The following is a 26,689-nucleotide window of genomic DNA, read 5'->3' as shown; positions in this document are numbered from 1 at the left end:
GCGCTGTGTCGCACCTGTGTGCGAGCATCTCGCCAACGACCACTGATCCAGGGGGGATTGCCATGTCGGACACGGACGCCTGCCCGAGAACGAGACCGAGACCCGGCTCCAGATCGCGAGCGAGACGTGGGCGGGCCGGCGCGTCCGCCGTCGTCGTCTCGCTGTTCGCCTCGCTGCTGAGCCTGGCGGGGGCGGGCTCCGCCCAGGCCGCCGCCGAACCGGAGTGCGCGCCGCTCGCGCTCGCGCCGTTCGGGGATCCGGGCGACGCCGTCGGCAAGGCGACCGTCCCGGCCCAGAGCAGCGCCTGCTTCACGGTGACGGCCGCCTCGGCCGGTCTGCATCTGGTGAGGCTGGACGACAGCCAGAACAACGCCTACGCGCAGATGGCCGACGCCGACGGCACCGAGGTCGACTGCTTCGACGACGACTACCGCGCCGAGGGCTGGTGCCAGGTGCCCGCGGCCGGTACGTACACCGTCAAGGTCGTCAACAGCGGCTGGGTCGACGACGAGCAGACCGAGCTCACCGTCGTCCCGCTCGGCTCGGGCACCCGCGGCTGCTCCGAGCCGGTCGGCACCGGCTGGGACCGGCCGGCGGTGATCCGGAGCGCGGCGAGCCCGCTGGCCGTGGACTGCCAGGCCTTCGAGGGCCGGCCCGGTGAGCGGATCCGGCTGACGGTCGGCACCAAGGTGTACGGCGAGTCGGTCGCCTGGATCACCGACGAAACCGGCGCCCGCATCTGCGAGCACTTCCCGGAGGACGGCGAGGACAGCTGCGTCCTGCCCGGCGACGGCCCCTACCGGGTGCTGTCGAGCGTCTCGGGCGCGGAGAGCGGCTTCCCCGCCGAGTACGCGCTTGGAGTGCGCCGGCTCAACGACCCGCAGGGCTGCGCGACCGCGTCGGTCCTGCCCTACGGCCCGATCGAGCCGCGGGACTTCGGCACGGACGCCTGCTACACCTTCTCCGCCGCGAAGGCCGGGCCGTACACCGTGCACTACGTGGACGAGGACCGGTCGGCCGGGGCGGTCCGGGTGTACGACGCCGGCGGCCGGACCGTGTGCGAGTCCGGCACCGACCCGTGCCGGATCCGCGAGGCGGGCACCTACACGGCGGTGCTCGGCACCAACGCCTTCGCCCCGTCCCGTGACCGGCTGGTGGTGTTCGACCGTGCCTCCGACGCCGGCTGTGTCACGATCGGGACCGGCCTGTACAAGGGGGAGCTGAGCACGGTCGGGCAGTACGACTGCCTGACCCTGCCCGTGCCGAAGGGCGGCCGGATCGCCGCGCTCACCTCGCAGACCTCGGCCGGGCTGACCCCCGAGGTGGAGGTCCTGGACCGCGACGGCGCCCCGCAGTGCGACGGGGAGGCGCTCCGGGGCGGTGACTGCGCGCTCACGGGTGAGGCGCCGTTCCGCGCGCTGGTGCGCACCGAGGACAGCGGCGACACGGCCACGGGCCCGTACGCGATCGCCTTCCACCGCACCGACGTCGCCGAGGGCTGCCCCGTCCTGCCCGCGGGCAGTTTCGCCGCGGGCGGTGCGAAGGCCACGCTGACCACGGGCGACGGCGTCTTCTCGCACTGCCTGGGGATCCCGGCCGGCGCGCACTCGAACACCGAGCTGCTTCAGCTGACCGCGACCTCGGGGACCGCCCCGGCCGGGTTCTCGGTGCTGGACTCCGACGGCAAGCGTGTCTGCGACCGCTACGCCACGACCGACGGCTGGTCGGTCTGCTCCCTGACCCCGGGCAAGGCCCACACCGTGCTGGTGACCGGCCGGGACGAGGCAGCCACGTACGCCCTGACCCGGCGGGACGTCACCGCGAGCGCCTCCGCCGCGGGCTGTGCGAAGACCGCCGCGGTGAAGGTCGGCGGGGCGTCCCTGGCGAGTGCCTCCGGAGCGCGGGGCACAATCACCTGCCACCAGGTGACCACGGCCGCCGCGACCGACGTCGTGCACGTCAATGTGCGGGACGCCCTTGGCACCGCCAACAGCGCGGTCGTCGCCGGGGACGGCCGGGTGGAGTGCTCCTTCCGCAACTCGCCCTGCGCGGTGAGCGGTTCGACCACCCACCAGGTCCTCGTGCAGACGCCGACCCGTCTGCAGGCGGCTCCCGAGTACCGCCTGGACGCCCTGCGCATCGCGACCGCCGACGGGCCCGCCCCGGAGTGCGCCAAGGTGCCGTCCGTGGCGTTCGGGTACGGGCCGGTCACCGGCGCGCTGAACGAGTCGCGCACCGCGATGTGCGCGGCGCTGCCCACCGCCGGGTTCGACCGGTTCGAGACCGACATCAAGGACACCGCCGGCGCTGCCACCACCGCGGTGCCCGTGCTGTACAACACGTCCACCTGGAAGAACGGCTGCACGCACTTCGTTCCGGAGGGCTACGACTGTGACGTGCTGGGCTCGTCGTCCGCGAGTACGCCGTCACTGTTCCTGCTCGGCCTGCCCGAGAAGGCGTCCAGCACCGCCTACAGCGCCGAGCTCACCTGCTCCGCCACGCCGTGCGGCACGGAGAAGACGAACGTCACCGCCGTCAGCCCCGACACCGGCGCCGCGGGCACCAAGGTGAAGCTCACCGTCACCGGCACCGCGCTCGGGCCGGACGTCCGGGTCCAGCTCAGCCAGGCCGGAAAGACGATCAACGCGGCGGCGGAGTCGGTCTCCGCGGACAACCGGTCGGTGACCGCGACCGTCGACCTGACGGCCGCGGCGACCGGCACCTGGAACGTCAGCGTGTACACGCGCGGCTGGGAGTTCCAGCGCGGCACCTTCACCGTGACCCCCCAGCCCGCGCTGGAGAACACGGCGGCCCCGAAGGTGACCGGCACACCCAAGGTGGGCGCCAAGGTCACCGCCGCGCCGGGCACCTGGTCGGCGACCCCGTCCTCGTACACGTACCAGTGGAAGGCGGACGGTACGGCGATCGGCGGCGCGACCGCGTCGGCGTACACGATCCCCGCGGCGCAGGCCGGCAGGAAGCTCACCGTGACCGTGACGGCGGTCAAGGCGGGCTGGCGCAGCGGGTCGGCGTCCTCGGCGGCGGTGACCGTGGCCAAGGGTGACGCGCCCAAGGCGACCAGGCCGCCGGTGATCAGCGGGACGGCGAAGGTCGGCCGGACGCTGAAGGCGTCCACCGGGACGTGGAGCCCGGCCGCGTCCTCGTACGGCTACCAGTGGTACGCGGACGGCAAGGCGATCAGCGCGGCGGCCAAGTCCTCGCTCGTGCTGAAGGCGGCGCAGCAGGGCAAGAAGATCACCGTGAAGGTGATCGCGCACCGCACCGGGCACAAGGACGGGTCGGCGCTGAGCGAGGCGACGAAGGCGGTCGCCCGCTGATCCGTCCGGGCCGGCCCTGGTGAGGAGGAGGGACCCGACGCCCCGTGGGGTCCCCGGTGGGGCCTCGGGTCATGGTTCCAGGACGACCTTTCCGATCGTCCCCCGAGTCTCCAGCGCGCGGTGCGCGGCCGCGGCCTCGGGCAGCGGGAAGCGTTGTACGGCCGGGGTGAGCCGGCCGGCGGCGGCCTCGGCCAGGGCGCGCAGTTCGAGGGTGCGTACGGGGTCGGGGCCGCCGGCCTTCTGAAGCATGACGGGCCCGAGGACCTGCTCGGAGACGCCGTCGACGAGGTAGGGCTCGCCGTCGTGGATGCCCTCGGCGGACCAGCCGAAGACGACGTGCTTGCCGCCGGGGCCGAGCAGGGCGACGGCCTCGCGGGCCACGTCGCCGCCGACGCCGTCGAAGACCACGGTCGCGGCCCGGCCGCCGAGGTGGGCACGGACCTTCGCGTGCCAGGCCGGGTCCTTGTAGTCGACGGCGAGATCGGCGCCGCCCGCCTGCACCCGGGCGACCTTCTCCGGCCCGCCCGCGAGGCCGACGACGGTGGCGCCGGCGTTCTTGGCGTACTGCACGAGGAGCGTGCCGATGCCGCCGGCCGCGGCCGGGACGATGGCCACCGAGTCGGGGCCGAGCTCGGCGAACTGGAGGATCCCCATCGTCGTACGGCCCGTGCCGATCATGGCGACGGCCTCGCCGAAGTCCAGGTTCTGCGGGACCTCGTGCAGGCGTTCGACTTCGGTGACGGCCAGTTCGGCGTAGCCGCCGGGGACGAAGCCGAGGTGGGCGACGACCCGCTTGCCGAGCCACAGGTCCGCGACGCCCTCGCCCAGGGACTCGACGACCCCGGCGACCTCGCGGCCGGGGATGGTGGGCAGGGGCGTCGGCTCGGGCGCCGGCCCCTGCATGCCCTCGCGCAGGGCCGTGTCCAGGAGGTGGACGCCCGCCGCCCGTACGGCGACACGGACCTGGCCGGGGCCCGGCCGGGGGTCCTCGACCTGCTCGTAGGTGAGGTTCTCGGCCGGGCCGAAGGCGTGCAGGCGGATCGCGTGCATCGGGGCTCCCCATGTCGTGGTGGTCTGAGTCCAGCCTTCAACCTCAAGCTTGCTTGAGGTCAAGCTCCCGTCGGCCGAGGGCCAACGACACCGCCGTCAGGGCGCTGTTGAAGGAGACCTCCGACAGCACGCCCGGGGCCGCGACCTGGTCGCCGGCGAGGTAGACACCGTCGCCCCGGTCCACGGCGGGCCGGTCGCGCCAGCTGGTGCCGGGCAGGTCGACCGCGCCCGTACGGCCGTTCGCGACGGCCTCGCGCCGCCAGGTGACGCGCTCGCGCCAGCCCGGGAAGCCCAGGTCGAGCAGCTGCTCGGCGCGGGCGGTGCCGTCGGCCTTGGACTCGTGCGGGGCGATGGGGATCTGACCCTGGATGAGCTGCTCGCCGGCCGGGGCGAGCCCGCGGTCCTGGGCGGTGAACCGTTCGAGCCAGCCGGTCGCGTCGAGGTCGCAGACCACGAACGCGTCCCCGCGCCGCGTCCGTACGGCGAGGTCGACGAGGACGGAACGGCCGCTCGGCCAGGTCAGGGAGTCGTCGCCGAGCAGGCGCCGGGCGGCGTCGAGGGAGGTGGCGACGACGACCGGGGTGTCGGTGGGGAGCCTGTCGACCCGGGACAGCGTCTCTATCCGGACGCCCAGGTTCCAGGCGCGGGCGGCCATCCGGTCGATGAGGCTGGCCCAGCCGCCGCGCGGGTAGTGCGCCTCGGGCGGCAGCTTGGTGGCGCGGCGCAGGCGCTCCTGCACGAACGCGGCCGACAGGGAGCCGGGGTCGTGGTGGAAGAGGGCGACGGCCGAGTAGTGGGCGGCGGCCCGGGCCCCCTCCTCGCCCGCGATGCCGGTCGCCCACGTCAGGAAGTCGACGTCCACGGGCACCTGCTCGGCGGTCCGGCGCAGCAGCTTCAGCATCGGGAAGGGCGGGGTGCGGCGCAGCACGCCGTGGTGCCGCAGCCGTAGCCGGGCGGCCTCCAGGGGCGGGATCGGGGCGAGCGGCCCGATGAGGCCGCGCTGCTTGAGCCAGGCCCAGTGCGGGCCGCCGCTGTAGAGGGCGTGCGGGCCCTCGTTCGTGCGGTACGGACCCTCGGCGGTGCGCGCCCGGCCGCCGAGGGTGTGGTGGGCTTCGTGGACGGTGACCTTGGCGCCCGCCTCGGCGGCGGTGATGGCGGCGGTCAGTCCGGCGAAGCCGCCGCCGATGACGGTGATGCGGTGCATGGCTGAGGTCTCCCTGGGTTCGACGACACGCTTGTGGGAGTACGACCGGTCGACGGCCCCGGAATGTGACATGGCCCGCTACCTCGCAGGTCAGGGGCTGTTGTCAGTGGTGTGATGCAGCATGGGCGCATGGCGAGGAGTACGGCGGGCGGTAGGGGTGCGGGCGGTACGGGGGTGAAGGCCGCGCGGCGGCCGGAGATCCGGCTGCCGAAGCTGGAGCCGTTCACGGGCGGCGAGTTGGCGCCGGACGGGGACTACGACGGGCTGGAGTTCCGGGAGGCGGATTTCGCGGGGCAGGACGGATCGGGGTCCCGCTTCATGGACTGCGCCCTGACGGAGTGCGCGCTGGACGAGGTCCGGCTGCGGCACGCCTCCGTCCTGGACTCGTCCCTCACGAGTGTGCGGGGCGTCGGCACCAACCTCGCCGAGGCGACGCTGCGCGACGTCGAGCTGATCGACGCCCGCCTCGGCGGCACCCAGATGCACGCGGCGGTGCTGGAGCGGGTGCTGATCCGTGGCGGCAAGATCGACTACCTGAACCTGCGCATGGCCCGGCTCAGAGACGTCGTCTTCGAGGGCTGCGTCCTCGTCGAACCGGACTTCGGCGGCGCCCGCCTGGAGCGCGTGGAGTTCGTGGACTGCGTGCTGAAGGGCGCCGACCTCCACGCGGCGACCCTCAAGGACGTCGACCTGCGCGGGGCCGTGTCACTGGAGATCAGCCGGGGACTGGACCGGCTGGCCGGGGCGGTGATCAGTACGACCCAATTGCTGGACCTGGCGCCGGTGCTGGCGATGCAGTGGGGGATCCGGGTGGAGGACTGACAGCCCCGCAGCGAGCGGCACCGCCGTCGTCGGCAGCTGTCACGGGACCCTGGGGAAGCGCGCCTGCAGTGTCCAGATCGCCGGGTTCTCGGCGAGGCCCTCGTGCAGGTCGGTGAGGTCGGCCAGCAGGTCGTGCAGGAAGTCGCGGGCCTCGCGGCGCAGTTCGGCGTGGGAGAAGGTCAGGGGAGCTTCCTCCGCCGGCATCCAGTCGGCCTCGATGTCCACCCATCCGAAGCGGCGCTCGAAGAGCATCCGGTCGGTCGACTCGGTGAAGTCCAGCTCCGCCCGCTGCGGCCGGGACGCCCGGGAGCCCGCCGGGTCCCGGTCGATCCGCTCCACGATGTCGCACAGCGCCCACGCGAAGTCGAGCACCGGCACCCATCCCCAGGCTGTGGACACCTCCCGGTCCTGCTCGGTGTCCGCCAGGTAGACGTCACCGCAGAACAGGTCGTGCCGCAGGGCGTGGACGTCCGCGCGGCGGTAGTCGGTCTGCGGCGGGTCGGGGAAGCGGTTGGAGAGGGCGTAGCCGATGTCGAGCACGGATGTGATGGTGTCACGCGCCCGTAGGATCGCGATCGTGGCCCGATCTGTACGTCTTGTCCCTACCCTGCTCGTCGGCGCCCTCGCCCTCACCGCGTGCGGCGGCGGAGTCCACGGCACCCCGGGCGGCTCCGGCGTACGCGACCCGTACTTCCCGAAGGCCGGCAACGGCGGCTACGACGTCACCCACTACGGCCTGCGCCTCGACTACGCCCCGGACGCACACCGCCTCACCGGCACGGCCACCCTCACCGCCCGGGCCACCAAGGCCCTGTCCGCCTTCAACCTCGACCTGCTGGGCCTGGAGGTCGGGAACGTCACCGTCGGCGGCGAGACCGCCCGCTGGAACCGTGCCGGGCAGGAGCTCACCGTCCGGCCGGGCGAGGACATCGACCGGGACGAGACGTTCCGCGTGACGGTCCGCTACTCCGGGGCGCCCGAGACCGTCACCGACCCGGACGGCTCCCAGGAGGGCTGGCTGCGCACGACGGACGGGGCGCTCGCGCTGGGCGAGCCCGCCGGGGCGATGGCGTGGTTCCCCGGCAATCACCACCCTTCCGACAAGGCGGCGTACGACCTCACGGTGACCGTGCCGCAGGGGCTGCGGGCCGTGTCCAACGGGGAGTTGCGCAGCGAGACGACCGCGCGAGGACGCACGGCCTTCACCTGGCGCACCGCCGAGCCGATGGCGAGCTACCTCGCCACACTGGCGATCGGCGACTTCGGGATCAGCCGGTCCACCGCCCGGGACGGTCTGCCCGTGTACACGGCCGTCGACCCGGCGGAGAAGGAGGGGAGCCGCGCGGTGCTCGCGCGCATCCCCGAGGTCCTGCGCTGGGCGGAGCGGCGATTCGGCCCGTACCCCTTCTCCTCCACAGGCGCGATCGTCGACCGCGCGTCGGACATCGGCTACGCCCTGGAGACCCAGAGCCGCCCCGTCTTCCCCGGCGCCCCCGACATCACGCTCCTCGTCCACGAACTCGCCCACCAGTGGTACGGCGACTCCGTGACGCCGCAGAGCTGGCGGGACATGTGGCTCAACGAGGGCTTCGCGACGTACGCGGAGTGGCTGTGGGAGGAGGAGCACGGCGGTGAGACGGCGCAGGAGAGCTTCGACGCGCTGTACGACCACGGCGAGAAGACCTACGAGGACCTCTGGTCCTTCCCGCCCGCGAAACCCGTGGACGCCGCTCACATCTCCGGAGCCCCCGTCTACCAGCGCGGCGCCATGGTCCTCCACAAGGTCCGCCAGACCGTCGGCGACGAGGCGTTCGGCGACATCCTCCGGGGCTGGGCGGCGGACCGTCGCCATGGGAACGCGGACACGGCCGACTTCACGGCGTACGTCGAGAAGCGGGCGCCCGGGAAGGACTTCGAGGCCATCTGGGAGGACTGGCTGTACGGGGAGGGGAAGCCGGAGCGAGCCTGAAGGCCCGGAGCACTCCCTGAAGGACCGGAGCCCCCCGGCCCTCTTGCAAAGGCCGGGGGGCTCCGCAGCAGTCAGAACGACCGGGGCGTCCGTCAGACGTTCACGCCGAAGTCCTGGGCGATGCCGACCAGGCCCGAGGCGTAGCCCTGGCCCACCGCGCGGAACTTCCACTCCGCGCCGTTGCGGTACAGCTCGCCGAAGACCATGGCCGTCTCCGTGGCGGCGTCCTCCGACAGGTCGTAGCGGGCGATCTCGGCGCCGCCGGCCTGGTTGACGATGCGGATGTAGGCGTTGCGGACCTGGCCGAAGTTCTGCGAGCGGTTCTCGGCGTCGTAGATGGACACCGGGAAGACGATCTTGTCGATGTCGGCCGGGAGGGCGGCGAGGTTGACGTTGATCGCCTCGTCGTCGCCGGCGCCCTCACCCGTGCGGTTGTCGCCGGTGTGGACGATCGTGTTGTCCGGGGTCTGCTTGTTGTTGAAGAAGACGAAGTGGGCGTCCGAGTAGACCTTGCCCTGGTTGTTGACCGCGATCGCGGACGCGTCGAGGTCGAAGTCCGTGCCGGTGGTGGTGCGGACGTCCCAGCCGAGGCCCACGGTGACAGCGGTCAGGCCCGGAGCCTCCTTGGTGAGCGAGACGTTGCCACCCTTGGACAGGCTTACAGCCATTGTTGGGAGTCCCTTCCCTCGTGTACGTACGGCAAAGAAGCTACAGCTACCCCCATCAACGTGGAGAGGGGCACACGAGGTTCCAGGTCCTTTACTTTCTTTACCCGCGATTATTCGGATGACGTGGACGGGACAGGAGCGGGAACATGTACGGCATGTCTGGTCCCCATGTCATCCGCGGCTCCGTCTCCCTGCCCGAGGCCGAGCTCATGTGGCGTTTCTCGCGGTCGTCGGGGCCCGGCGGGCAGCACGTCAACACCAGTGACTCGAAGGTCGAGCTCAGCTTCGACCTGGCGCGGACCGAGGCGCTGCCCGAGGTGTGGAAGCAGCGGGCGCTGGAGCGGCTGGCCGGGCGCCTGGTCGACGGAGTCGTCACCGTACGGTCCTCGGAGCACCGGTCCCAGTGGCGCAACCGCGAGGCCGCCGCCGTGCGCCTCGCCGCGCTCCTGGCCGAGGCCACCGCACCCCCGCCCAAGCCCCGCAGGCCGACCCGGATCCCCCGGGGTATCAACGAGCGGCGGCTGCGCGAGAAGAAGCAGCGCTCGGAGACCAAGCGGGGCCGCTCCCCGCGCAACTGGGGCTAGGCCAGGCCCAGGACCCCGACCGTCTGGCCTTCGCTGGTTTCCCCGTTCGGGCGGAAGCCGAGCCCCAGGTAGAAGCCCTCCGGGCCGTCGGGGCCGGGATGCCAGGTGACGTAGAGCTGCTTGGTGCCGTGCCGACGGAGTTCCTCCGCGACGGACTCGACGGCGAAACGGCCGTACCCCTTGCCCTGCTCCCCGGCCGCGATGTTCAGCCGCCACAGGCCCGAGCGGAGCACGCTGCCGTCCTCGTACCAGTCGATGTCGAGGAAGGCCATGAGGAACCCGACCGGGCGGTCGCCGTCGACGATCAGGCGGGGCCAGGCGACGCCGGGATGCACATAGGCCTCGGCCAGGGACTTCACGACCGGGGAGACCGCGTGTTCCTGGTCGGGGCGGACGCGGATGCCGAGCGCGGCGTCGAGGTTCCCGGCATTGAGCTCTTCGAGGCGAGGGCCCGTCGTTGTCATGCGCGCACCCTAGGCGCGCCGATCACCCCGGGTCACCGGATTTCCGCCTCACCTCAGGTGCCGGTACCGCCCCCGGAAGTACGTCAGCGGTCCGCCGTCCGCGCTCGGGACGCGGGCCGTCAGGACGCGGCCGATGACCAGGGTGTGGTCGCCGGCCCGTACCCGCTGCTCGGTGCGGCACTCCAGGACGGACAGGGCGCCGCCGACCAGGGGCGCGTCGGTGTACTCGCCGCGCGTGTACGGGATGTCCGCGAAGAGCAGACGGTCGCTGACGCGGCCCTTCATGGCGAAACGGCCCGCGATGTGCCGCTGGCTCTCGGAGAGGACCGAGACCGCCCACAGGGGCTGCTCGTCGAGCAGATCGTCCATGCGGGAGCCCTCGCGCAGGCTCACCAGCACCAGGGGCGGGTCCAGGGACACCGACATGAAGGCCGTGGCCGTCATGCCCACGTCCTCACTGCCCGGCGCCGAGGGGTCGTCCGGGTCGAGCGGCGGCTCCTGCGCGGTCACCAGGACCACGCCTGAGGCCAGCCGGGACATGGCGGCGCGGAACTCGTCGTTGCTCACCCCCTCAGCATGCCCGGAGGCGGGCGGCGGAATGATCGGGGACGTGGCAGTGGGAGTGTTCGGCACGTCTGAAACGCTAATCTGCGTCCCGGCCACCCCGCATCGGGCTCCCGCCCGATCACGGTCTTAGGACTCGCGACGGGCTCCCGGGAAAAGCTGTGCGCAACGCGACAAAGTCTGCGTTCGTAGACGCACGTGAAGAACGCAGAAACTCCACTCAATTGTTCAGGTTCTCCTGTGACTTGAGTCACAAGGGGCAGGAATTGTTGACCCTGTGTACCGAGTGGGCAGCGCGCTGTGATTCAGTGGCTGGGAAGCTGCCAGGACGATACGCCGATGAGAACCCTTGATTCGCTGCGAGGTCTCGGGGGGAGGGCGAGCATGGAGACCGAGTCGGAGCCCTACGTCCGCCTTGCGTCCCTGCGGCAACTGCACCAGGTCATGGCCGACATGAACACGGCCCGCAGCCTGGCGGACACCCTGCAGACCGTCGCGGAGGGCGTGGTCGCCGCCCTCGGGTACGAGCTGGCGTGCGTGAACCTCGTACGGCCCGACGGCGATCTCGTCGTCGCCGCCTTCGCCGGGAATCCCGCCGCCGAGGCCCTCATCACCGGCCGCGTCGGCTCCCGCGAGTCCTGGGAGCGCCGCCTCGGCATGGGCGAGCACTGGGGCGACCTGGTGTTCATACCGCACACCGAGGGCTGGGTCCTCGACGACGACGACGTCCCGCAGTGGTACACCGACGGCCCCGCCCCCCGCTTCGAGGACGAGTGGCACCCGTCCGACCGGCTCTTCGCGCCGATGTACGCGCCCGGCCCCCAGGGCAATGCGGCGTGCGGCGAGCTGATCGGCGTGCTGTCCGTGGACCGGCCGCGCAACGGCCGCCGCCCAGGCGCCTGGGGCCGCGAGGCGCTCCAGATGTACGCCTTCCAGGCCGCCATCGCGATCAGCAACGCCCGGCTGCGCGCCAACATGCAGCGGGCGCTCGTCCGGCTGGAGCGCGAGCAGCAGGCGCTGCGGGCCAGTGAGGAAAGCTTCAGGCAGGCCTTCGAGTACGCCCCGTCCGGCATGGCCATCGCCGAGATGGGCGGCGACCAGCACGGCAGGATCCTGCGGACGAACGACGCCCTGTGCCGGCTGCTGGGCCGTCCCGCCTCCGCGATGCGCCGCTACTCGTTCTCCGACCTGGTCCACCCCGAGGACATAGGCACGCTGCTGCGCACCTCCGCCGAGGGCGGCCGCGCCGAGCTCCGCCTCGGCCGCCGGGACGGCACCTACGTCTGGGTCAGCCTGCGCAACAGCGTGGTCGCGGACGCCGCCGACGGCCCGCGCTTCCTCCTCACCCACGTCGAGGACATCGAGGAGCGCAAGCGCCGCGAGCTCCAGCTCGCCCACCGCGCCTCCCACGACTCGCTCACGGGCCTGCCGAACTCCGCGGAGCTGCGCTCCCGCCTGTCCGCCCGGCTGTGCCAGCGCGCGGCGCCCTCGCACCCCGGCGTCGTCGAGTCCCACGACGCGGCCTACGGCCACCCCGCCTTCGACGCGATCGGCCACGCCTTCGACTTCGGGCCGAGCACCGAGCCGTTCGACGCCTACGACCACCATGTGCACACCGTCGCCCCGGACGGCGACCACGACGACGGCACCAAGGGCCTCGCCGTCCTCTTCTGCGACCTCGACGGCTTCAAGTCGATCAACGACCGGTTCGGGCACAACGCGGGTGACGCGGTTCTCATCGAGGTCGCCCGCCGGCTGAGCAACGGCGTCCGCGACGGCGACACCGTCGCCCGGCTCGGTGGTGACGAATTCGTCATCCTCGCCGACGGGCTCGGCCGCGCCGACGCCCAGGACCTCGCGGTCCGCCTGCGCAACGAGATCATCCAGCCCATCCGCGCCGAGGGGCGGGCCGTCCGGGTCGGCGCCAGCTTCGGCATCGGATGGGCACACTGTGGAATGACGGCGGACGAAGTGTTGAAATCCGCTGACGAGCGTATGTACGTCGAGAAACGATCTCGTCCCAAACAACACAGACGCGCCGGGTGAACCCCAGGTCAGCGAGTTGATGCGGTCTGAGTCACCCGTTTGGGTCACTAGGAGCGGGTAGGCTCGCCCTCTGCTCCATGTACCGCATTGCACCGCACCTGACTGAGGAGACCAAGGGATGACGCCCGGCAACAACGGCGCGAGCACGCCCGAGGACGACGACCCGTTCGGCTATCTCTACGCCGACGGGCAGGCCAACGGGGCCCAGCCGCCGTCCGGGGGCTACGGCTACCCGAACTCGGTCAACCGGGTGCGAGCGGTCGGCACACGCCAGTACGGCCAGCAGCCGCAGGCGAGCCAGACCGCACCGTACGGCCAGGTCCCGCAGCATCAGGGTGCTCCCGGCCGACCGAACGCGCACTACGCGGCACCGGAGACGCTGCCCGGCGGTGCGCCCACCGCGCAGCAGCAGGTGCCGGGCGGTGGTGGCGGACGTGGTGGCCGCGGGCCGAACACCAAGGGTCTGCTGATCGGCGCGATCGCGGTGGTCGCCGCGGTCGTCATCGGCATCGGCGTGGCCATGCTGGGCGGCGAGAAGGACCAGAACAACACCGACGACCAGGCGGGGACGACCCCGACCCAGTCCCAGAACGCGAAGCCGAGCCCGTCGCCCAGCAAGGGCGGTCAGAGCGAGGTGGAGCTGCCCAAGACCGACGCGAAGGCGTTGCGGCTCGGGCCGGGCGTTTCGACGGCGTCGGACATCAAGGGCTCGAAGGCCGACGGTGGCGTCTATGTGACGGGCTTCAACCACGTCGGAGCGAAAGTCACCTGGACCGTCGACGGCATCAAGAAGGCCGGCAGCTACCGGTTGTACGTGCGCTATGGCATCCCGGGCGTGGACGCCAACGCCACGCTGGTCGTCAACGGCGAGGCCCAGGACCGGCCCGTCAACATGGAGAACTTCGGCGGGACGCCGAAGGGTGACTGGGAAAAGGGCTGGAAGGAGACGTGGTCCAACGTCACCCTGACCAAGGGCACCAACACGATCGAGCTCGCCTGCAACGAGGGCAACCAGTGCGACGCGAATCTCGATCAGCTCTGGCTCCAGAAGTGACGGCCCCGCTCACGCGGCACTGACCTCCCCCGTCACCGCCACCCGCCCCAACAACTCCTCATACATCCCGCGGTCGAACTCCCCGGCCACCGGCGCCTGCACCGTCGCCGCCGACAAGGCCGTCGCCCGGGCCAAGCGGTCCGGCCAGGGGAGGTGTTCGACCAGGCCCGACAGCAGGCCCGCGACCACCGAGTCGCCCGCGCCCGTCGGGTTTCCTCGCACAGAGGTCGGTGGGGTGGCTCGCCAGCGGCCCTCTCGGGTGGCGGCGAGGAGGCCCTCGGGGCCGAGGGACGCGACCACCGCGCCCGCGCCCCGGCGTCGGGCGTCCTGCGTGGCGCGCAGGGGCTCGTGGGAGCCGGTGAGTTCCGCCAGTTCGTCGGCGTTCGGCTTGATGATGTCCGGGCGGGCCGCGACGCCCCGGCGCAGGGGCTCGCCGCTCGTGTCCAGGAGGACCGGGACTCCGGCGGTACGGGCCGTACGGACCAGGTCGGCGTACGCACCGACCGGCACGCCCGGGGGCAGGCTGCCGCAGAGGGCCACCGCCGAGGCGGACGCCAGCAGGTCCTCGTAGGCCTCCTGGAAGGCCGACCATTCGGCGGGCGTGACCATCGGGCCCGGTTCGTTGAGCTGCGTCGTGTCGCCGGTCTGCTCGTCGACCACGGCGATCGTGCGGCGGGTGGCGCCCGAGACCGGGACCAGCGCGTCCACCACGCCCGGCACCGACGTGAGCCGTTCCTGCACGACCCGTCCTGTCGCACCGCCCGTGAAACCGGTCACCGTCACCTCGTGCCCGAGCGCCGCGAGCACCCGGGCCACGTTGACGCCCTTGCCACCGGGGCGTTCCGTCACCTCGGAGACGCGGTGGGAGGCGTGCGGCCTGAGGGACCGTACGCGGTAGGTGATGTCGAGAGCGGTGTTCAGCGTGACCGTGAGGATCACCTGGGCCGACCTCCCTCGAGAATGCGCTTGCTGCCGTGGACTTTCCGGAGCTCGATCATGCCAAAGAGACGGCGGTCGGCCCAGTCCTGGAGTCGGCCACCGTCTCTCGAGTGCGGGATGAGTCAGTGCAGTTGGGGACCGACCACCCATTCGCCCCGGCGCATCACGCCCTTGAGGTCGTAGTGCGCGTCCAGGAGCACCAGGTCCGCGTCCTTGCCGGGATCCAGGGAGCCGATCCGGTCGGCCATGCCGAGCAGGCGGGCGGGGGTCGCCGAGAGTGCCTGCACCGCGTCCTCGACGGACAGGCCGTCGACCGTGACCGCCCGTTTGAAGGCGCGGTCCAGGGTGAGGGTCGAGCCGGCGATCGTGCCGTCCGTCAGCAGGCGGGCCACGCCGTCGGCGACCTCCACCTCCAGCGGGCCGAGCCAGTACCGGCCGTCGCCGAAACCGGCCGCGTCCATCGCGTCCGTGATGAACGCCACCCGGTGCGCTCCCGCGCGGTGGAACGCCAGCTGGAGTGCGGCGGGGTGCAGATGCGTGCCGTCGTTGATCAGCTCGACCGTGATCCGGTCGTCCTCCAGGAGTGCGGCGATGGGACCGGGGGAGCGGTGTCCGAGGGGCGGCATGGCGTTGAAGAGGTGGGTGGCGACCGTGGCTCCCGCGTCGATGGCCTCGACCGTCTGCTCGTAGGTCGCGTCCGTGTGGCCGATCGCCGCGATCACGCCGTGGTCGGTCAGGAGGCGTACGGAGTCGAGGCCGCCGGGCAGTTCGGTGGCCAGCGTGATCATTTTCGCCCGGCCCCGGGCCGCGTCGACCAGCTTGCGGACGTCCGCGGGGTGCGGGTCGCGCAGCAGTTCCTCGGAGTGGGCGCCCTTGCGGCAGGGGGAGATGAAGGGCCCCTCGAAGTGGATGCCGGCGATCTCGCCCTGCTCGGCCAGTTCGCTCAGCAGGCCCGCGCGCCGGGTGAGGAAGTCCATGTCGCCGGTGACGGTCGAGGCGACCAGGGTGGTCGTGCCGTGCAGCCGGTGGGTGTGGATGCCTTTGAGGATGTCGTCGACCGACCCGGAGGTGAAGGAGGCTCCGCCGCCGCCGTGGTTGTGGAGGTCGATGAAGCCGGGGATGAGGTAGTGGCCCGTTACGTCGATGGCCTGGGCGTTTTTGGGGGCTGTCGGGGCGATGCGGGTGCCGTGGATGGTGAGGCTGCCGTTTTCGACGGTTCCTGTGGGGAGGACGACGGTTGCGCCGGTGAGGACCGTGGGGTGTCCGGCCGTTGCGGGGTGCGGGTGCGTGGTGGCTGGTCGCGCAGTTCCCCGCGCCCCTGGGGGCGTTGCCATCAGGTGGTTACCTCCGAACGGTCGGTCGATGCCAGAAGATCCCAGGCCAGCAGGCCCGCTCCCAGACAACCGGCACCGTCCCCCAGTGCTGCGGGGACGACCAACGGCTGTTTCTGGAAGGTGATGCGGCTGCGGATCGCTTCCCGCAGGGGTGTGAACAGGGTCTCCCCTGCCTCCGCCAGCCCGCCACCGATGATCAGAGTGCGGGGGTCCAGCAAGGTCAGAGCCGTGACCAGGCCGTCGGCCAGGGCGTCGACCGCCTCCTGCCAGACCGCCCGGGCTCTGGGGTCACCGGAGTCCACCGCCTTCGCGCAGTCCGCCGCGTCCGCGCCCGGGTCGCCGGAGGCCGTCGCCCAGGCCTCGCTCACCGCCGCCGCCGAGGCGAAGCGCTCCAGGCAGCCGCGCTGGCCGCAGGGGCACTCGGACCCGCCGGGGCGTACGACGATGTGGCCGATCTCGCCCGCGAAGCCGTGCGCGCCCGCCTCGACCCGGCCGTCGACGCCGATGGCGCCCGCGATGCCGGTGCCCAGCGCCACGAACAGGAACCGGTCGGCACCCCGGCCCGCGCCGACCCGGCCCTCGGCGAGGCCGCCGGCGCGCACGTCGTGGCCGAGGGCGACCGGGACGCCCAGCCGCTGCGCCAGCAGGTCGCGCAGCGGAACGTCGCGCCAGCCGAGGTTCGCCGCGTAGGCGGCGATGCCCCGCGCCTCGTCGACGATGCCGGGGACGGCCACGCCGGCGGCCGATGCGGGCGTGCCGAAGTGCTCGGTGCCGTACGCGCGCAGCTCGGCGGCGAAGTCGAGGATGCCCGCGACGACGGCGTCCGGTCCCTGCTCGCGTCCGGTGGGCCGGCGGGCCTGGTACAGCAGCTCGCCCTCCGGTCCGGCCAGGGCGGCCTTCATTCCGGTGCCGCCCACGTCGAGGGCGATGACATGTCTCACGGAGAACAGTGTGACCCGGGGACCCGCAAGAGGTCTAGTCCACTCACGTGGTGTAGACCTTGTTCCGAATATCGAAAACTTTCGTTGGCGGCGACGCCAGGGTTGGGGAAGAACAGCGGTGCAGCGGCGGCGGATGGCAGGAACGATCGCGGTGGTGTCCGCACTGGGCATGACGGCGGTCCTCGGCGGCTGCGGGATGACGGGCGGCTCCGCCGACGTGACCCTGAAGCTGGTCGCCGCCGACTACGGCGACAGTGCGGCCAACAGCTCCCGGAAATACTGGGACAAGCTCGTCCAGGAGTACGAGGCCGACAACCCCGGGGTGAAGATCGACGTCAGCGTCTACTCATGGAACGACGTCGACCGCAAGGTCAGGGAGATGGTCGCCGCCGGTGACCCGCCGGACATGGCGCAGATCGGCGCGTACGCCGACTACGCGGCGCGGAACCAGCTCTACAAGGCCGACGACCTGCTCTCCATACCCGTGCAGGCCGACTTCGTCGGGCAGCTGGCCTCCGCGGGACAGGTCAAGGGCGTGCAGTACGGCATGCCGTTCGCCTCCTCCACCCGCGTGCTCTTCTACAACAAGACCCTCTTCGCCAAGGCCGGCATCACCCCGCCCGAGACCTGGGACGACCTGGCCGAGGACGCCGAGGCGCTCAAGGACGAGGGCGTGAAGTACCCCTACGCGCTGCCCCTCGGCCCGGAGGAGGCCCAGGCCGAGACCATGCAGTGGATGCTCAGCGGCGGGGGCGGCTACGCCGACACCGTCGGCAGCTACGGCATCGACTCCCCGGAGAACGTCGACACCTTCTCCTGGCTGAAGAACGAACTGGTCGGCAAGGACCTGACCGGGCCGGTCGCGCCCGGCGAGCTCAACCGGGCAGCCGCGTTCTCCGCCTTCGCCAAGGGCGAGGTCGGCATGCTCAACGGCCATCCCTCCCTGATGAAGATCGCCGCCAAGAACGGCGTCGAGTACGGCATGGTGCCGACCCCGGGCAAGGAGGGGACGAGCAAGTCCACGCTCGGTGTCGCCGACTGGATGACGGCCTTCCGGAAGAACGGCCACCGCGACCAGGTCGGCGACTTCCTCGACTTCGTCTACAGCGAGAAGAACGTGCTGGCCTTCTCCCGCGAGTACGACCTGCTGCCGGTCACCAGCTCCGCGTCCGAGGCCATGGCCGCCTCCGAGCAGGACCGGCACCTCAAGCCGTTCCTGGAGGAGCTGACGGCCTCCGAGCTCTACCCGGTCGGCAAGACCTCCTGGGCCGACGTCAGCGCCCAGGTCAAGAAGCAGATCGGCAAGGCCGTCGCCCCCTCAGGCAGCCCCTCGGGCGTCCTGGGGCACCTCCAGGCGGCGGCGACCCGGGCGGAGAGCGCGGAGTAGCGCTGTCGGTGGCGGGCGTTACGGTGCCTGGCATGGACGAGGACACGGGTGAGGAGCGGCTCGGGCGCAGGGAGCGGGACATCCTCGCCCTCGAACGCCGCGGTTTTTCCGGGCCCGGTGCGAAGGAACGGGCCATACGGGAGGAGCTGGGCCTCGCCCCCGTGCGCTACTACCAGCTCCTCAACGCCCTGCTGGACGACCCCCGGGCCCTGTCCCACGACCCGGTGACGGTGAACCGGCTGCGGCGGATACGGCAGACGCGCCGGGCCGAACGCTGACGTGTGACGACGGCCCGGGGGAGCTCCCGCTGAGAACCCACCCCGGCCGGCCAGGCCCCGCGCACGCAGGCGGTCGCCGACGGGTTCAGCCGAGCCTGGCCGCCACCGTGTGCAGCAGGCGGACGACGCCTTCGGGGCCGTCCACCACCACGTCCGCCCGCTCCCTCAGCTCGGTCACCTCGTCGCTGCCGCTGCACACCAGCAGGCCCGGGGTGCCGTCCGCGCGGAGCTTGTCGACGGCCGAGTAGGCGGGCAGGTCGCCCAGGTCGTCGCCGGCGAAGAGGACGGACCCGGCACCGATCTCCCGGGCGAACCCGGCGAGGGCGACGCCCTTGTCCATGCCGGGCGGGCGCAGTTCGAGGACCATGCGGCCGGGCTCCACGACCAGGCCGTGGCGGCCGGCCAGGCCGGCGAGCGGTTCGCGCAGGGAGTCCAGCGCGGCCTGCGGATCGGAGGCCCGGCGGGTGTGCACGGCGACGGCCCGGCCCTTGTCCTCGATCCAGGTCCCCTGCGACGCGCCGAACCGTTCGAGGAGCTCGGCCAGCTCGGCGCGGACCGCGGCGACGCCGGGATGCGGCTCGGGGGCGCTGACCTCGCCGGTCCGGGCGTCCCAGCGCTCGGTGCCGTAGTGGCCGAGGACCACGAGGTGCTCCAGGCCCGGAACATCCGCGAAGCCGCCGTTGCGCACCGCGACCTCGGCCGGCCGGCCGGTGATCACCGCGACGGCGGCCACCTTCGGCGCGAGCGCGGCCAGCGCGGGGACGGCCCCCGGGTGAGCCCGGGCCTTGTCGGGGTCGGCCACGATCGGCGCGAGCGTCCCGTCGAAGTCGAGGCCGATCAGGGCCTTGCCCGGGTGGGTGAGGAGAGCGTCCAGACCTTCCCGTCCGGCTTTCGTGCTGGGCGCCGGCAGTGGGGAGTCCGTGGGACCGGTCATCGGCGATCAGCCCCTCAACGCGTCGAGCTGGTCAAGGAACCACTGGGCAGGCGGCAGCGCGGTCGCCGCCGCGGCCAGCCGCTTGCTGCGCTCGGCGCGTTCCTCCGGGCCCATCGAGAGCGCCTCGTGCAGGGCCGCCGCCGTGCCCGTCACGTCGTACGGGTTCACCACGATCGCGTCCTCGCCCAGCTCCTCGAACGCCCCGGCCTCCCGCGACAGCACCAGCGCGCAGCCCGAGTCGGAGATGACCGGGACCTCCTTGGCGACGAGGTTCATGCCGTCCCGGATGGGGTTGACGAGCGCCACGTCGGCCAGCCGGTACGCGGCCAGGGAGCGGGCGAAGTCGTCCTTGAGGTTGAGTACGACCGGAGTCCACCCCGGCGTCCCGAACTCGGCGTTGATCTCCTCCGAGACCCGCTGCACCTCGGCCGTGTAGTCCCGGTACACCGCGAGGTCCTGCCGCGACGGATACGCGAACGCCACGTGCACCACGTGCTCGCGCCACTCGGCGTGGGTCTCGAGGAGCCGACGGTAGGCCAGCAGGCCGCGCACGATGTTCTTCGACAGCTCGGTGCGGTCGACCCGGACGATGGTGCGGCGGCCCTCGCCGATCTCCTCCCGGAGCGCGGCCATCCGCTCCTCGACGTCCTGCTCGTGCGACCGCTTTCGCAGGAAGTCCGCGTCGGCCCCCAGCCCGTGCACGCCGATCCGCGTGCCGCCGAGCCCGCCGGCGAACTGCTCGGCGCACGCGGTGAACGCGTCCGCCCAGCGCTGCGTGAGGAAGCCCAGCCGGTCCGCGCCCAGCATGCCGCGCAGCACCTGCCCGGCCACGTCGTCCGGCAGCATCCGGAAGTACTCGGGCGGCGCCCACGGCGTGTGCGAGAAGTGGCCGATCCTCAGGTCCGGCCGCAGCTCGCGGAGCATGCCCGGCACCAGCGTCAGGTGGTAGTCCTGCACCACCACCGCCGCGCCCTGCGCCGCCTCCTCGGCCAGCGCCTCGGCGAACGCCCGGTTGTACGTCTCGTACGACGTCCACTGGCGCCGGAACTCCGTGTCGAAGACCGGCTCCAGCGGCGTCTGGTAGAGCATGTGGTGGACAAACCACAGCACCGAGTTCGCGATGCCGTTGTACGCGTCCGCGTGCACGTCGGCCGGGATGTCCAGCATCCGCACGCCGTCCTCGCCGACGCCCCGCCGGACCGCCTCGCGGTCGCCGTCGGACAGCGCCGAGCACACCCACAGCGCGTCCGCGTCCGAGCCGATCGCGGACAGCCCCGAGACCAGCCCGCCGCCGCCGCGCTTGGCGTTCAGCGAACCGTCCTCGCCCACCGCGTAAGAGACCGGGCCGCGGTTGGAGGCCACCAGCACCTGTGCAGCACCGTACGTTGAAGCCATAGCCCTCAACCTAGCCCGGCCCGGAAACGCTCAAACGTACGGACCTGACCCACCCGGCCGAAAACGACCCCGGTCAGGCCGCCCTCCGAGCCTGGTACTCGGCGATCTCCACCATCGGCGGACGCTCCTCGGTGTCCACGGAGTAGGTGCGCGGTTCGAAGCCGTCCCCGCCCCGCTCGAACTGCGTCAGGGACGGCCGGATCAGATGCCCGCGGGCCAGCCGCAGCTGGGCCGTGCGGTAGATCGCGGCGGCCATCCGGCCCAGCGCCTGCCCGTCCTGGTGCCGGTGCTTGCGCACGCCGATGTCCACCTGGGCGAGGGCGTCCAGGCCCACCAGGTGCAGGGCGTCGACCAGCATGCCGAGCTCGACGCCGTACCCGACGGGGAAGGGCAGCTGCTCCAGCAGCGAGCGGCGGGCCGCGTACTCGCCGCCGAGCGGCTGCACGAAGCCGGCCAGCTGCGGCCAGTGCATGTTGAGCACCGGGCGGGCCATCAGCTCCGTGACCCGGCCGCCCTGCCCGGTGGCGCCGCCGAGCGGACGGTCGTACATGCCCTTCACCAGGTCGATGTCCGGGTCGGTGAGCAGCGGGCCGACGATCCCGGAGACGAAGTCGGACGAGAAGTCCCTCAGGTCCGCGTCGACGAAGCAGACGATGTCCCCGCTGGTGACGAGGAGGGATCGCCACAGCACCTCGCCCTTGCCGGGCACGGCCGGGATTCGCGGCAGGATCTCGTCGCGGTGCACCACCCTCGCGCCCGCGGCGGCGGCCACCTCCGACGTTCGGTCGGTCGACCCCGAGTCGACGACGACCAGCTCGTCGACGAGCGGCACCTGCCGCATCAGGTCGTGGCGGATGACGGCGGCGATGTCGCCTACCGTCTCCTCCTCGTTGAGCGCGGGCAGCACGACACTGACCGTCCGGCCCGTGCGCTGCTTGGCGGCGAGGATCTGGTGGAGCGGGCGATCGGTCGCGGACCAGGAACGGGTGCTCAGCCAGCGCTCGACTTCTTCCAGCACCGTGGCGGCTCCTCTGCGTACTCTCGGCGGGACGGACTGTGAGCCATCTCGCGGTTCGGACGACTATCTCAACTGTCCTGGTCGTCGGTTACAGTCTTGAACAACGCGGATGACCATCGCATGTCCGGGGTCAACCGTCGTCAACAACCGAATACAGCTCATCCAGAGGGGCAGAGGGATACGGCCCGATGAAGCCCCGGCAACCCTCCAGCCGATACTCGTAGGTCACTGTCGACCGCTCCGCGAGGCTCCGGCTCGGGAAGGTGCCAAATCCGTCTCACGGCGAGATGCGTCGTGAGGAAGATGAGGAGAAAGGGCCTCGCCTCACATGGCTGTGCAGACTGTTGCAAGCACCACTGACTCCACCGTAGACCTCGGCCCCGCCGCCGCCCTGAGCTGCCGCGAGTGCGGTCACCGCGTACCCCTCGGCCCGGTCTTCGCCTGCGAGGAGTGTTTCGGCCCGCTGGAGATCGCCTACGACTTCTCGGCCTACGACACCGAGGAGCTCCGCAAGCGGATCGAGGCGGGCCCCGCGAACATCTGGCGCTACGCCCCGCTGCTGCCGGTCCCGGCCGACGTGGCGACCAAGCCGAACATCAACCCGGGCTGGACCCAGCTCGTCAAGGCCTACAACCTCGCCCGCGAGCTGGGCGTCGACGCCGGCAAGCTCTTCATCAAGGACGACTCCGGCAACCCGACGCACTCCTTCAAGGACCGTGTCGTCGCCCAGGCCCTGGAGGCCGCTCGCGCCTTCGGCTTCACCACGCTGTCCTGCTCCTCCACCGGCAACCTCGCCGGCGCCGTGGGTGCCGCGGCGGCCCGCGCCGGCTTCCGCTCCTGCGTGTTCATCCCGCACGACCTGGAACAGGGCAAGGTCGTCATGGCCGCGGTCTACGGCGGTGAGCTCGTCGGCATCCAGGGCAACTACGACGACGTGAACCGCTTCTGCTCGGAGCTGATCGGCGACCCGGCGGGCGAGGGCTGGGGCTTCGTCAACGTCAACCTGCGGCCGTACTACGCCGAGGGCTCCAAGACCCTCGCGTACGAGATCTGCGAGCAGCTCGGCTGGCAGCTGCCGGACCAGATCGTGGTGCCGATCGCCTCCGGCTCGCAGCTCACGAAGATCGACAAGGGTCTTCAGGAGCTGATCAAGCTCGGGCTGGTCGAGGACAAGCCGTACAAGATCTTCGGAGCGCAGGCCGAGGGCTGCTCGCCGGTGTCGACGGCCTACAAGGCCGGCCACGACGTCGTACGCCCCCAGAAGCCGGACACCATCGCCAAGTCGCTGGCGATCGGCAACCCGGCGGACGGCCCCTACGTGCTCGACATCGCGCGTCGCACGGGCGGGGCGGTGGAGGACGTGAACGACGAGCAGGTCGTCGACGCGATCAAGATCCTCGCCCGGACCGAGGGCATCTTCGCGGAGACCGCCGGTGGTGTGACCGTGGGCGTGGCGAAGAAGCTGGTCGAGAACGGGGTGCTCGACCCGTCGAAGACCACCGTCGTCCTGAACACCGGGGACGGCCTCAAGACCCTCGACGCGGTGGCCGGTACCGGCCTCACCGCCACCATCCGCCCGAACCTGGACTCCTTCCGAGAGGCTGGCCTCGCATGAGCGTGACCGTTCGCATCCCCACCATCCTGCGCACCTACACCGGCGGCCAGGCCGAGGTCGCCGCCGAGGGGGCGACCCTCGGCGAGGTCATCGCCGATCTGGAGAAGAACCACACCGGGATCGCCGCCCGGGTGCTGGACGACCAGGGCAAGCTGCGCCGGTTCGTCAACGTGTACGTCAACGACGACGACGTGCGGTTCGAGCAGGGCCTGGAGACGGCGACGCCGGACGGTGCCGGGGTGTCGATCATCCCGGCCGTCGCGGGTGGCTAACCGGTCGACCGGCTTGATTATTACCTTCGGTAACGGCGGTTACTGAGAGTTCATCGAATTGCCCCCTCCGTGAGAGAAGCGGAGGGGGTAATTCTGTGTGATTGAGCGCGGTACAGTTGGGGAACGCAGCGCCGATCTTCTGATCGGGAGCCCTGAATTCCTGCCGCGCGCCCGACAAGATGTAGCCAAAGTGTGTGTGCCTTTCGCGGCTTTTGTTCCTTTTGTGTAGCCCGACTTGCCCTGAAGTCGGGCGAATTCTCCCTACATTCCGGACCCTGCGCGTCCAGAATTCTCGTCCGATTGACCTGTTGCAGAGGGCAGTTGGACAGATACATTCAGCCGCGGTCGACGCGTTCCGGCGCACGCCCCCAACCGTGGGGGGTGAGGTCTGACCCGGGTCCGCGAAGTGTGGATCTGTGCAAGGGCCAGTAATAGGGGAGTTAGGCATGGCTCAGGGCACCGTCAAGTGGTTCAACGCGGAGAAGGGGTACGGCTTCATCGCGGTCGACGGTGGTGCGGATGTTTTCGTCCACTACAGTGCGATCCAGATGGACGGCTACCGCACCCTGGAAGAGGGCCAGCGGGTCGAGTTCGAGATCTCGCAGGGCCAGAAGGGGCCGCAGGCCGACATGGTTCGCGTCTCTGCCTGAACGCGCACCACGACCAAGCGCAAGCGACCGGTCTTCTCTGAAGGGCCCGCACCCCCCGGGTGCGGGCCCTTCGGCCTGTTCGGGGACCGGGTGCAGGGGGCGCGAGTTCGCGCCCGGACGGCTCGCGCCGGCATCGCGGCCGCCGTGGGCCGTCGGTGCAGGCGTTTCCGGCCGGCTCGCATCGGCCTCGCCGCCGTGGTGGGCCGTGGCCAGGCCTTTCCCGGCCCGCCCGATCCGCCGTGGCGCTGCCCGAGGCCTGTGGCCGAGCCGGGTGCGCCCGTTCGCCGGGGGCTGAGCGCCCCGCCCGAACCTCGGGAGCCGCTTGCACTCGCCATGCCCGAGTGCTAATCATTGCGTTAGCACTCTGAAGGTGAGAGTGACAACGTAAGGACCGGGTCGGTGAGGCCCGCAGGCCGGGTGGGAAGGAACCACGAGGCAGGCGAGCCGTCCGTCGCGGGCGCGGGCGCGGTCCGAAGTAATCACCCCCAGTCCTGGAGGGACCACTTCACATGGCCAAGATCATCGCGTTCGACGAGGAGGCGCGGCGCGGCCTCGAGCGCGGCATGAACCAGCTCGCGGACGCCGTGAAGGTGACGCTCGGCCCCAAGGGCCGCAACGTCGTCCTCGAGAAGAAGTGGGGCGCGCCCACGATCACCAACGACGGCGTCTCCATCGCCAAGGAGATCGAGCTCGAGGACCCGTACGAGAAGATCGGCGCCGAGCTGGTCAAGGAAGTCGCCAAGAAGACGGACGACGTCGCCGGTGACGGTACGACCACCGCGACCGTCCTCGCCCAGGCCCTGGTCAAGGAAGGCCTGCGCAACGTAGCCGCCGGCGCCAACCCGATGGCCCTCAAGCGCGGTATCGAGAAGGCCGTCGAGGCCGTCTCCGCCGCCCTGCTGGAGCAGGCGAAGGACGTCGAGACCAAGGAGCAGATCGCCTCCACGGCCTCCATCTCCGCCGCCGACACCCAGATCGGCGAGCTCATCGCCGAGGCCATGGACAAGGTCGGCAAGGAAGGCGTCATCACCGTCGAGGAGTCCCAGACCTTCGGTCTGGAGCTGGAGCTCACCGAGGGTATGCGCTTCGACAAGGGCTACATCTCGGCGTACTTCGCCACCGACATGGAGCGTATGGAGGCCGTCCTCGACGACCCGTACATCCTGATCGCGAACTCCAAGATCTCCAACGTCAAGGACCTGCTCCCGCTCCTGGAGAAGGTCATGCAGTCGGGCAAGCCGCTGCTGATCATCGCCGAGGACGTCGAGGGCGAGGCCCTGTCGACCCTGGTCGTCAACAAGATCCGTGGCACCTTCAAGTCCGTCGCCGTCAAGGCTCCGGGCTTCGGTGACCGTCGCAAGGCGATGCTCCAGGACATCGGCATCCTCACCGGCGGCGAGGTGATCTCCGAGGAGGTCGGCCTCAAGCTGGAGAACGCCACGATCGACCTCCTGGGCAAGGCCCGCAAGGTCGTCATCACCAAGGACGAGACCACCATCGTCGACGGTGCCGGCTCGGCCGAGCAGGTCCAGGGCCGGGTCAACCAGATCCGCGCCGAGATCGAGAACAGCGACTCGGACTACGACCGCGAGAAGCTCCAGGAGCGCCTGGCGAAGCTGGCCGGCGGCGTGGCCGTCATCAAGGCCGGTGCCGCCACCGAGGTGGAGCTCAAGGAGCGCAAGCACCGCATCGAGGACGCCGTCCGCAACGCCAAGGCGGCCGTCGAGGAGGGCATCGTCGCCGGTGGTGGCGTGGCCCTGCTGCAGGCCTCCCAGGTCTTCGAGAAGCTGGAGCTGGAGGGTGACGAGGCGACCGGCGCCAACGCCGTGAAGCTCGCCCTGGAGGCCCCGCTGAAGCAGATCGCCGTCAACGGTGGTCTCGAGGGCGGCGTCGTCGTGGAGAAGGTCCGCAACCTCACCGTCGGCCACGGCCTGAACGCCGCGACCGGTGAGTACGTCGACATGATCGCCGAGGGCATCATCGACCCGGCGAAGGTGACCCGTTCCGCTCTGCAGAACGCCGCCTCCATCGCCGCGCTGTTCCTCACCACCGAGGCCGTCATCGCCGACAAGCCGGAGAAGAACGCCGCGCCCGCCGGCGGCGGCATGCCGGGCGGTGACATGGACTTCTGATCGACCTGGTCGATCAACGTCCTTGCCGAGG

Annotated in this window: 24 protein-coding genes and 1 riboswitch; of the genes, 12 read left to right on the top strand and 12 right to left on the bottom strand. The window is 71.3% G+C overall.

Annotation, left to right across the window (positions count from 1 at the left end):
- Nucleotides 1-62: 62 nt before the first annotated feature.
- A complete protein-coding gene (locus tag ACIBNA_RS16250; RefSeq protein WP_399165852.1) occupies nt 63-3,338 on the top strand; it encodes a Tat pathway signal protein in 3,276 nt (1,091 codons plus the stop codon).
- Between the two features lie 69 nt (nt 3,339-3,407).
- Here ACIBNA_RS16250 and ACIBNA_RS16245 read toward each other — a convergent pair whose 3' ends face one another.
- Nucleotides 3,408-4,388 carry a zinc-binding dehydrogenase gene (locus tag ACIBNA_RS16245; RefSeq protein WP_399165851.1) on the bottom strand — a complete coding sequence of 327 codons (981 nt, stop codon included), beginning with the start codon at nt 4,386-4,388 and terminating at the stop codon, nt 3,408-3,410.
- Between the two features lie 43 nt (nt 4,389-4,431).
- Nucleotides 4,432-5,592, bottom strand: coding sequence for an FAD-dependent oxidoreductase (locus ACIBNA_RS16240; RefSeq protein WP_399165880.1), 1,161 nt, complete (start codon nt 5,590-5,592; stop codon nt 4,432-4,434).
- Between the two features lie 129 nt (nt 5,593-5,721).
- Here ACIBNA_RS16240 and ACIBNA_RS16235 point away from each other — a divergent pair, with 129 nt between their 5' ends.
- Entirely contained in the window at nt 5,722-6,414 is a 693-nt protein-coding gene (locus ACIBNA_RS16235; RefSeq protein WP_399165850.1) for a pentapeptide repeat-containing protein, read from the top strand.
- 39 nt (nt 6,415-6,453) lie between these two features.
- Here the strand turns inward: ACIBNA_RS16235 and ACIBNA_RS16230 are convergent, their stop codons facing one another.
- On the bottom strand, nt 6,454-6,954 hold the full coding sequence (locus ACIBNA_RS16230; protein WP_399165849.1) for a hypothetical protein: 501 nt from the start codon (nt 6,952-6,954) through the stop codon (nt 6,454-6,456).
- Nucleotides 6,955-6,961: 7 nt separating this feature from the next.
- Here ACIBNA_RS16230 and ACIBNA_RS16225 point away from each other — a divergent pair, with 7 nt between their 5' ends.
- Nucleotides 6,962-8,383 carry a M1 family metallopeptidase gene (locus ACIBNA_RS16225; protein WP_399165879.1) on the top strand — a complete coding sequence of 474 codons (1,422 nt, stop codon included), beginning with the start codon at nt 6,962-6,964 and terminating at the stop codon, nt 8,381-8,383.
- Between the two features lie 92 nt (nt 8,384-8,475).
- Here ACIBNA_RS16225 and ACIBNA_RS16220 read toward each other — a convergent pair whose 3' ends face one another.
- Nucleotides 8,476-9,051, bottom strand: coding sequence for a TerD family protein (locus tag ACIBNA_RS16220; protein WP_274817216.1), 576 nt, complete (start codon nt 9,049-9,051; stop codon nt 8,476-8,478).
- Between the two features lie 146 nt (nt 9,052-9,197).
- On the opposite strand from ACIBNA_RS16220, the gene arfB reads away from it, so the two are divergent.
- Nucleotides 9,198-9,635, top strand: coding sequence for an alternative ribosome rescue aminoacyl-tRNA hydrolase ArfB (gene arfB, locus ACIBNA_RS16215; RefSeq protein ID WP_274817215.1), 438 nt, complete (start codon nt 9,198-9,200; stop codon nt 9,633-9,635).
- Here arfB and ACIBNA_RS16210 read toward each other — a convergent pair.
- Together ACIBNA_RS16210 and ACIBNA_RS16205 are read right to left on the bottom strand one after the other, a co-directional pair.
- Nucleotides 9,632-10,099 carry a GNAT family N-acetyltransferase gene (locus ACIBNA_RS16210; RefSeq protein WP_399165848.1) on the bottom strand — a complete coding sequence of 156 codons (468 nt, stop codon included), beginning with the start codon at nt 10,097-10,099 and terminating at the stop codon, nt 9,632-9,634. The two genes, arfB and ACIBNA_RS16210, sit on opposite strands and share 4 nt — an antisense overlap.
- A gap of 48 nt (nt 10,100-10,147) precedes the next feature.
- Entirely contained in the window at nt 10,148-10,732 is a 585-nt protein-coding gene (locus ACIBNA_RS16205) for a flavin reductase family protein (protein ID WP_399165847.1), read from the bottom strand.
- Between the two features lie 315 nt (nt 10,733-11,047).
- On the opposite strand from ACIBNA_RS16205, the gene cdgB reads away from it, so the two are divergent.
- Both cdgB and ACIBNA_RS16195 read left to right on the top strand, forming a co-directional pair.
- Nucleotides 11,048-12,709, top strand: coding sequence for a diguanylate cyclase CdgB (gene cdgB / locus ACIBNA_RS16200; protein WP_274817211.1), 1,662 nt, complete (start codon nt 11,048-11,050; stop codon nt 12,707-12,709).
- 118 nt (nt 12,710-12,827) lie between these two features.
- Nucleotides 12,828-13,763, top strand: coding sequence for a carbohydrate-binding protein (locus ACIBNA_RS16195; protein WP_399165846.1), 936 nt, complete (start codon nt 12,828-12,830; stop codon nt 13,761-13,763).
- A gap of 9 nt (nt 13,764-13,772) precedes the next feature.
- Here the strand turns inward: ACIBNA_RS16195 and ACIBNA_RS16190 are convergent, their stop codons facing one another.
- From ACIBNA_RS16190 to ACIBNA_RS16180, 3 genes are all read right to left on the bottom strand, one after another.
- Complete coding sequence (locus ACIBNA_RS16190) at nt 13,773-14,702, bottom strand: 1-phosphofructokinase family hexose kinase (protein ID WP_399165845.1); 930 nt, start codon at nt 14,700-14,702, stop codon at nt 13,773-13,775.
- Nucleotides 14,703-14,824: 122 nt separating this feature from the next.
- Complete coding sequence (gene nagA / locus ACIBNA_RS16185; protein WP_399165844.1) at nt 14,825-16,036, bottom strand: N-acetylglucosamine-6-phosphate deacetylase; 1,212 nt, start codon at nt 16,034-16,036, stop codon at nt 14,825-14,827.
- Nucleotides 16,036-16,977 (bottom strand): ROK family protein, encoded by a 942-nt coding sequence (locus ACIBNA_RS16180; protein WP_399165843.1) that lies wholly within the window; start codon nt 16,975-16,977, stop codon nt 16,036-16,038. The genes nagA and ACIBNA_RS16180 overlap by 1 nt, the downstream gene beginning before the upstream one ends.
- A 133-nt stretch (nt 16,978-17,110) precedes the next feature.
- Here ACIBNA_RS16180 and ACIBNA_RS16175 point away from each other — a divergent pair, with 133 nt between their 5' ends.
- Both ACIBNA_RS16175 and ACIBNA_RS16170 read left to right on the top strand, forming a co-directional pair.
- Nucleotides 17,111-18,364 (top strand): ABC transporter substrate-binding protein, encoded by a 1,254-nt coding sequence (locus ACIBNA_RS16175; protein ID WP_399165842.1) that lies wholly within the window; start codon nt 17,111-17,113, stop codon nt 18,362-18,364.
- A 32-nt stretch (nt 18,365-18,396) separates the two neighbouring features.
- Nucleotides 18,397-18,642, top strand: a complete 246-nt coding sequence (locus ACIBNA_RS16170; protein WP_399165841.1) for a DUF3263 domain-containing protein — start codon at nt 18,397-18,399, stop codon at nt 18,640-18,642.
- 85 nt (nt 18,643-18,727) lie between these two features.
- On the opposite strand, the gene otsB is transcribed toward ACIBNA_RS16170, so the two are convergent.
- The 3 genes from otsB to ACIBNA_RS16155 form a co-directional block, all read right to left on the bottom strand.
- A complete protein-coding gene (gene otsB, locus ACIBNA_RS16165) occupies nt 18,728-19,576 on the bottom strand; it encodes a trehalose-phosphatase (RefSeq protein WP_399165840.1) in 849 nt (282 codons plus the stop codon).
- A 6-nt stretch (nt 19,577-19,582) separates the two neighbouring features.
- Nucleotides 19,583-20,971 (bottom strand): trehalose-6-phosphate synthase, encoded by a 1,389-nt coding sequence (locus ACIBNA_RS16160; RefSeq protein WP_399165839.1) that lies wholly within the window; start codon nt 20,969-20,971, stop codon nt 19,583-19,585.
- 73 nt (nt 20,972-21,044) lie between these two features.
- The gene (locus ACIBNA_RS16155) at nt 21,045-21,989 is read right to left on the bottom strand and encodes a glucosyl-3-phosphoglycerate synthase (RefSeq protein WP_399165838.1); all 945 of its coding nucleotides are present in this window, start codon (nt 21,987-21,989) and stop codon (nt 21,045-21,047) included.
- A 155-nt stretch (nt 21,990-22,144) separates the two neighbouring features.
- A riboswitch (SAM riboswitch) is annotated at nt 22,145-22,299 on the top strand.
- A gap of 18 nt (nt 22,300-22,317) precedes the next feature.
- Between ACIBNA_RS16155 and thrC the strand changes: the two genes are divergently transcribed.
- The 4 genes from thrC (at nt 22,318) to groL (ending at nt 26,658) form a co-directional block, all read left to right on the top strand.
- The gene (thrC, locus tag ACIBNA_RS16150; RefSeq protein ID WP_399165837.1) at nt 22,318-23,604 is read left to right on the top strand and encodes a threonine synthase; all 1,287 of its coding nucleotides are present in this window, start codon (nt 22,318-22,320) and stop codon (nt 23,602-23,604) included.
- Nucleotides 23,601-23,876 (top strand): ubiquitin-like small modifier protein 1, encoded by a 276-nt coding sequence (locus ACIBNA_RS16145; protein WP_010035955.1) that lies wholly within the window; start codon nt 23,601-23,603, stop codon nt 23,874-23,876. The genes thrC and ACIBNA_RS16145 overlap by 4 nt, the downstream gene beginning before the upstream one ends.
- Nucleotides 23,877-24,322: 446 nt before the next feature.
- On the top strand, nt 24,323-24,526 hold the full coding sequence (locus tag ACIBNA_RS16140; RefSeq protein WP_010035953.1) for a cold-shock protein: 204 nt from the start codon (nt 24,323-24,325) through the stop codon (nt 24,524-24,526).
- Between the two features lie 509 nt (nt 24,527-25,035).
- Nucleotides 25,036-26,658, top strand: coding sequence for a chaperonin GroEL (groL, locus tag ACIBNA_RS16135; protein WP_399165836.1), 1,623 nt, complete (start codon nt 25,036-25,038; stop codon nt 26,656-26,658).
- Nucleotides 26,659-26,689 lie beyond the last annotated feature (31 nt).

It is taken from the genome of Streptomyces sp. NPDC050164, assembly GCF_044459945.1.
Classification (GTDB): Bacteria; Actinomycetota; Actinomycetes; order Streptomycetales; family Streptomycetaceae; genus Streptomyces; species Streptomyces coeruleorubidus_A.
The sequence above is the reverse complement of the archived record's forward strand: the minus strand, read 5'-3'. Positions and strand labels throughout refer to the sequence as shown.

What these genes read in the sequence shown, in the direction of transcription:
- arfB (WP_274817215.1), top strand. Translation starts at nt 9,198, where the DNA reads ATGTACGGCATGTCTGGTCCCCATGTCATCCGCGGCTCCGTCTCCCTG.
- ACIBNA_RS16160 (WP_399165839.1), bottom strand. Translation starts at nt 20,971, where the DNA reads ATGGCTTCAACGTACGGTGCTGCACAGGTGCTGGTGGCCTCCAACCGC.
- ACIBNA_RS16175 (WP_399165842.1), top strand. Translation starts at nt 17,111, where the DNA reads ATGGCAGGAACGATCGCGGTGGTGTCCGCACTGGGCATGACGGCGGTC.
- ACIBNA_RS16140 (WP_010035953.1), top strand. Translation starts at nt 24,323, where the DNA reads ATGGCTCAGGGCACCGTCAAGTGGTTCAACGCGGAGAAGGGGTACGGC.
- thrC (WP_399165837.1), top strand. Translation starts at nt 22,318, where the DNA reads ATGGCTGTGCAGACTGTTGCAAGCACCACTGACTCCACCGTAGACCTC.
- ACIBNA_RS16240 (WP_399165880.1), bottom strand. Translation starts at nt 5,592, where the DNA reads ATGCACCGCATCACCGTCATCGGCGGCGGCTTCGCCGGACTGACCGCC.
- cdgB (WP_274817211.1), top strand. Translation starts at nt 11,048, where the DNA reads ATGGAGACCGAGTCGGAGCCCTACGTCCGCCTTGCGTCCCTGCGGCAA.
- ACIBNA_RS16235 (WP_399165850.1), top strand. Translation starts at nt 5,722, where the DNA reads ATGGCGAGGAGTACGGCGGGCGGTAGGGGTGCGGGCGGTACGGGGGTG.
- ACIBNA_RS16170 (WP_399165841.1), top strand. Translation starts at nt 18,397, where the DNA reads ATGGACGAGGACACGGGTGAGGAGCGGCTCGGGCGCAGGGAGCGGGAC.
- ACIBNA_RS16225 (WP_399165879.1), top strand. Translation starts at nt 6,962, where the DNA reads ATGGTGTCACGCGCCCGTAGGATCGCGATCGTGGCCCGATCTGTACGT.
- ACIBNA_RS16220 (WP_274817216.1), bottom strand. Translation starts at nt 9,051, where the DNA reads ATGGCTGTAAGCCTGTCCAAGGGTGGCAACGTCTCGCTCACCAAGGAG.
- nagA (WP_399165844.1), bottom strand. Translation starts at nt 16,036, where the DNA reads ATGGCAACGCCCCCAGGGGCGCGGGGAACTGCGCGACCAGCCACCACG.
- ACIBNA_RS16145 (WP_010035955.1), top strand. Translation starts at nt 23,601, where the DNA reads ATGAGCGTGACCGTTCGCATCCCCACCATCCTGCGCACCTACACCGGC.
- groL (WP_399165836.1), top strand. Translation starts at nt 25,036, where the DNA reads ATGGCCAAGATCATCGCGTTCGACGAGGAGGCGCGGCGCGGCCTCGAG.
- ACIBNA_RS16250 (WP_399165852.1), top strand. Translation starts at nt 63, where the DNA reads ATGTCGGACACGGACGCCTGCCCGAGAACGAGACCGAGACCCGGCTCC.
- ACIBNA_RS16210 (WP_399165848.1), bottom strand. Translation starts at nt 10,099, where the DNA reads ATGACAACGACGGGCCCTCGCCTCGAAGAGCTCAATGCCGGGAACCTC.
- ACIBNA_RS16195 (WP_399165846.1), top strand. Translation starts at nt 12,828, where the DNA reads ATGACGCCCGGCAACAACGGCGCGAGCACGCCCGAGGACGACGACCCG.
- ACIBNA_RS16245 (WP_399165851.1), bottom strand. Translation starts at nt 4,388, where the DNA reads ATGCACGCGATCCGCCTGCACGCCTTCGGCCCGGCCGAGAACCTCACC.
- otsB (WP_399165840.1), bottom strand. Translation starts at nt 19,576, where the DNA reads ATGACCGGTCCCACGGACTCCCCACTGCCGGCGCCCAGCACGAAAGCC.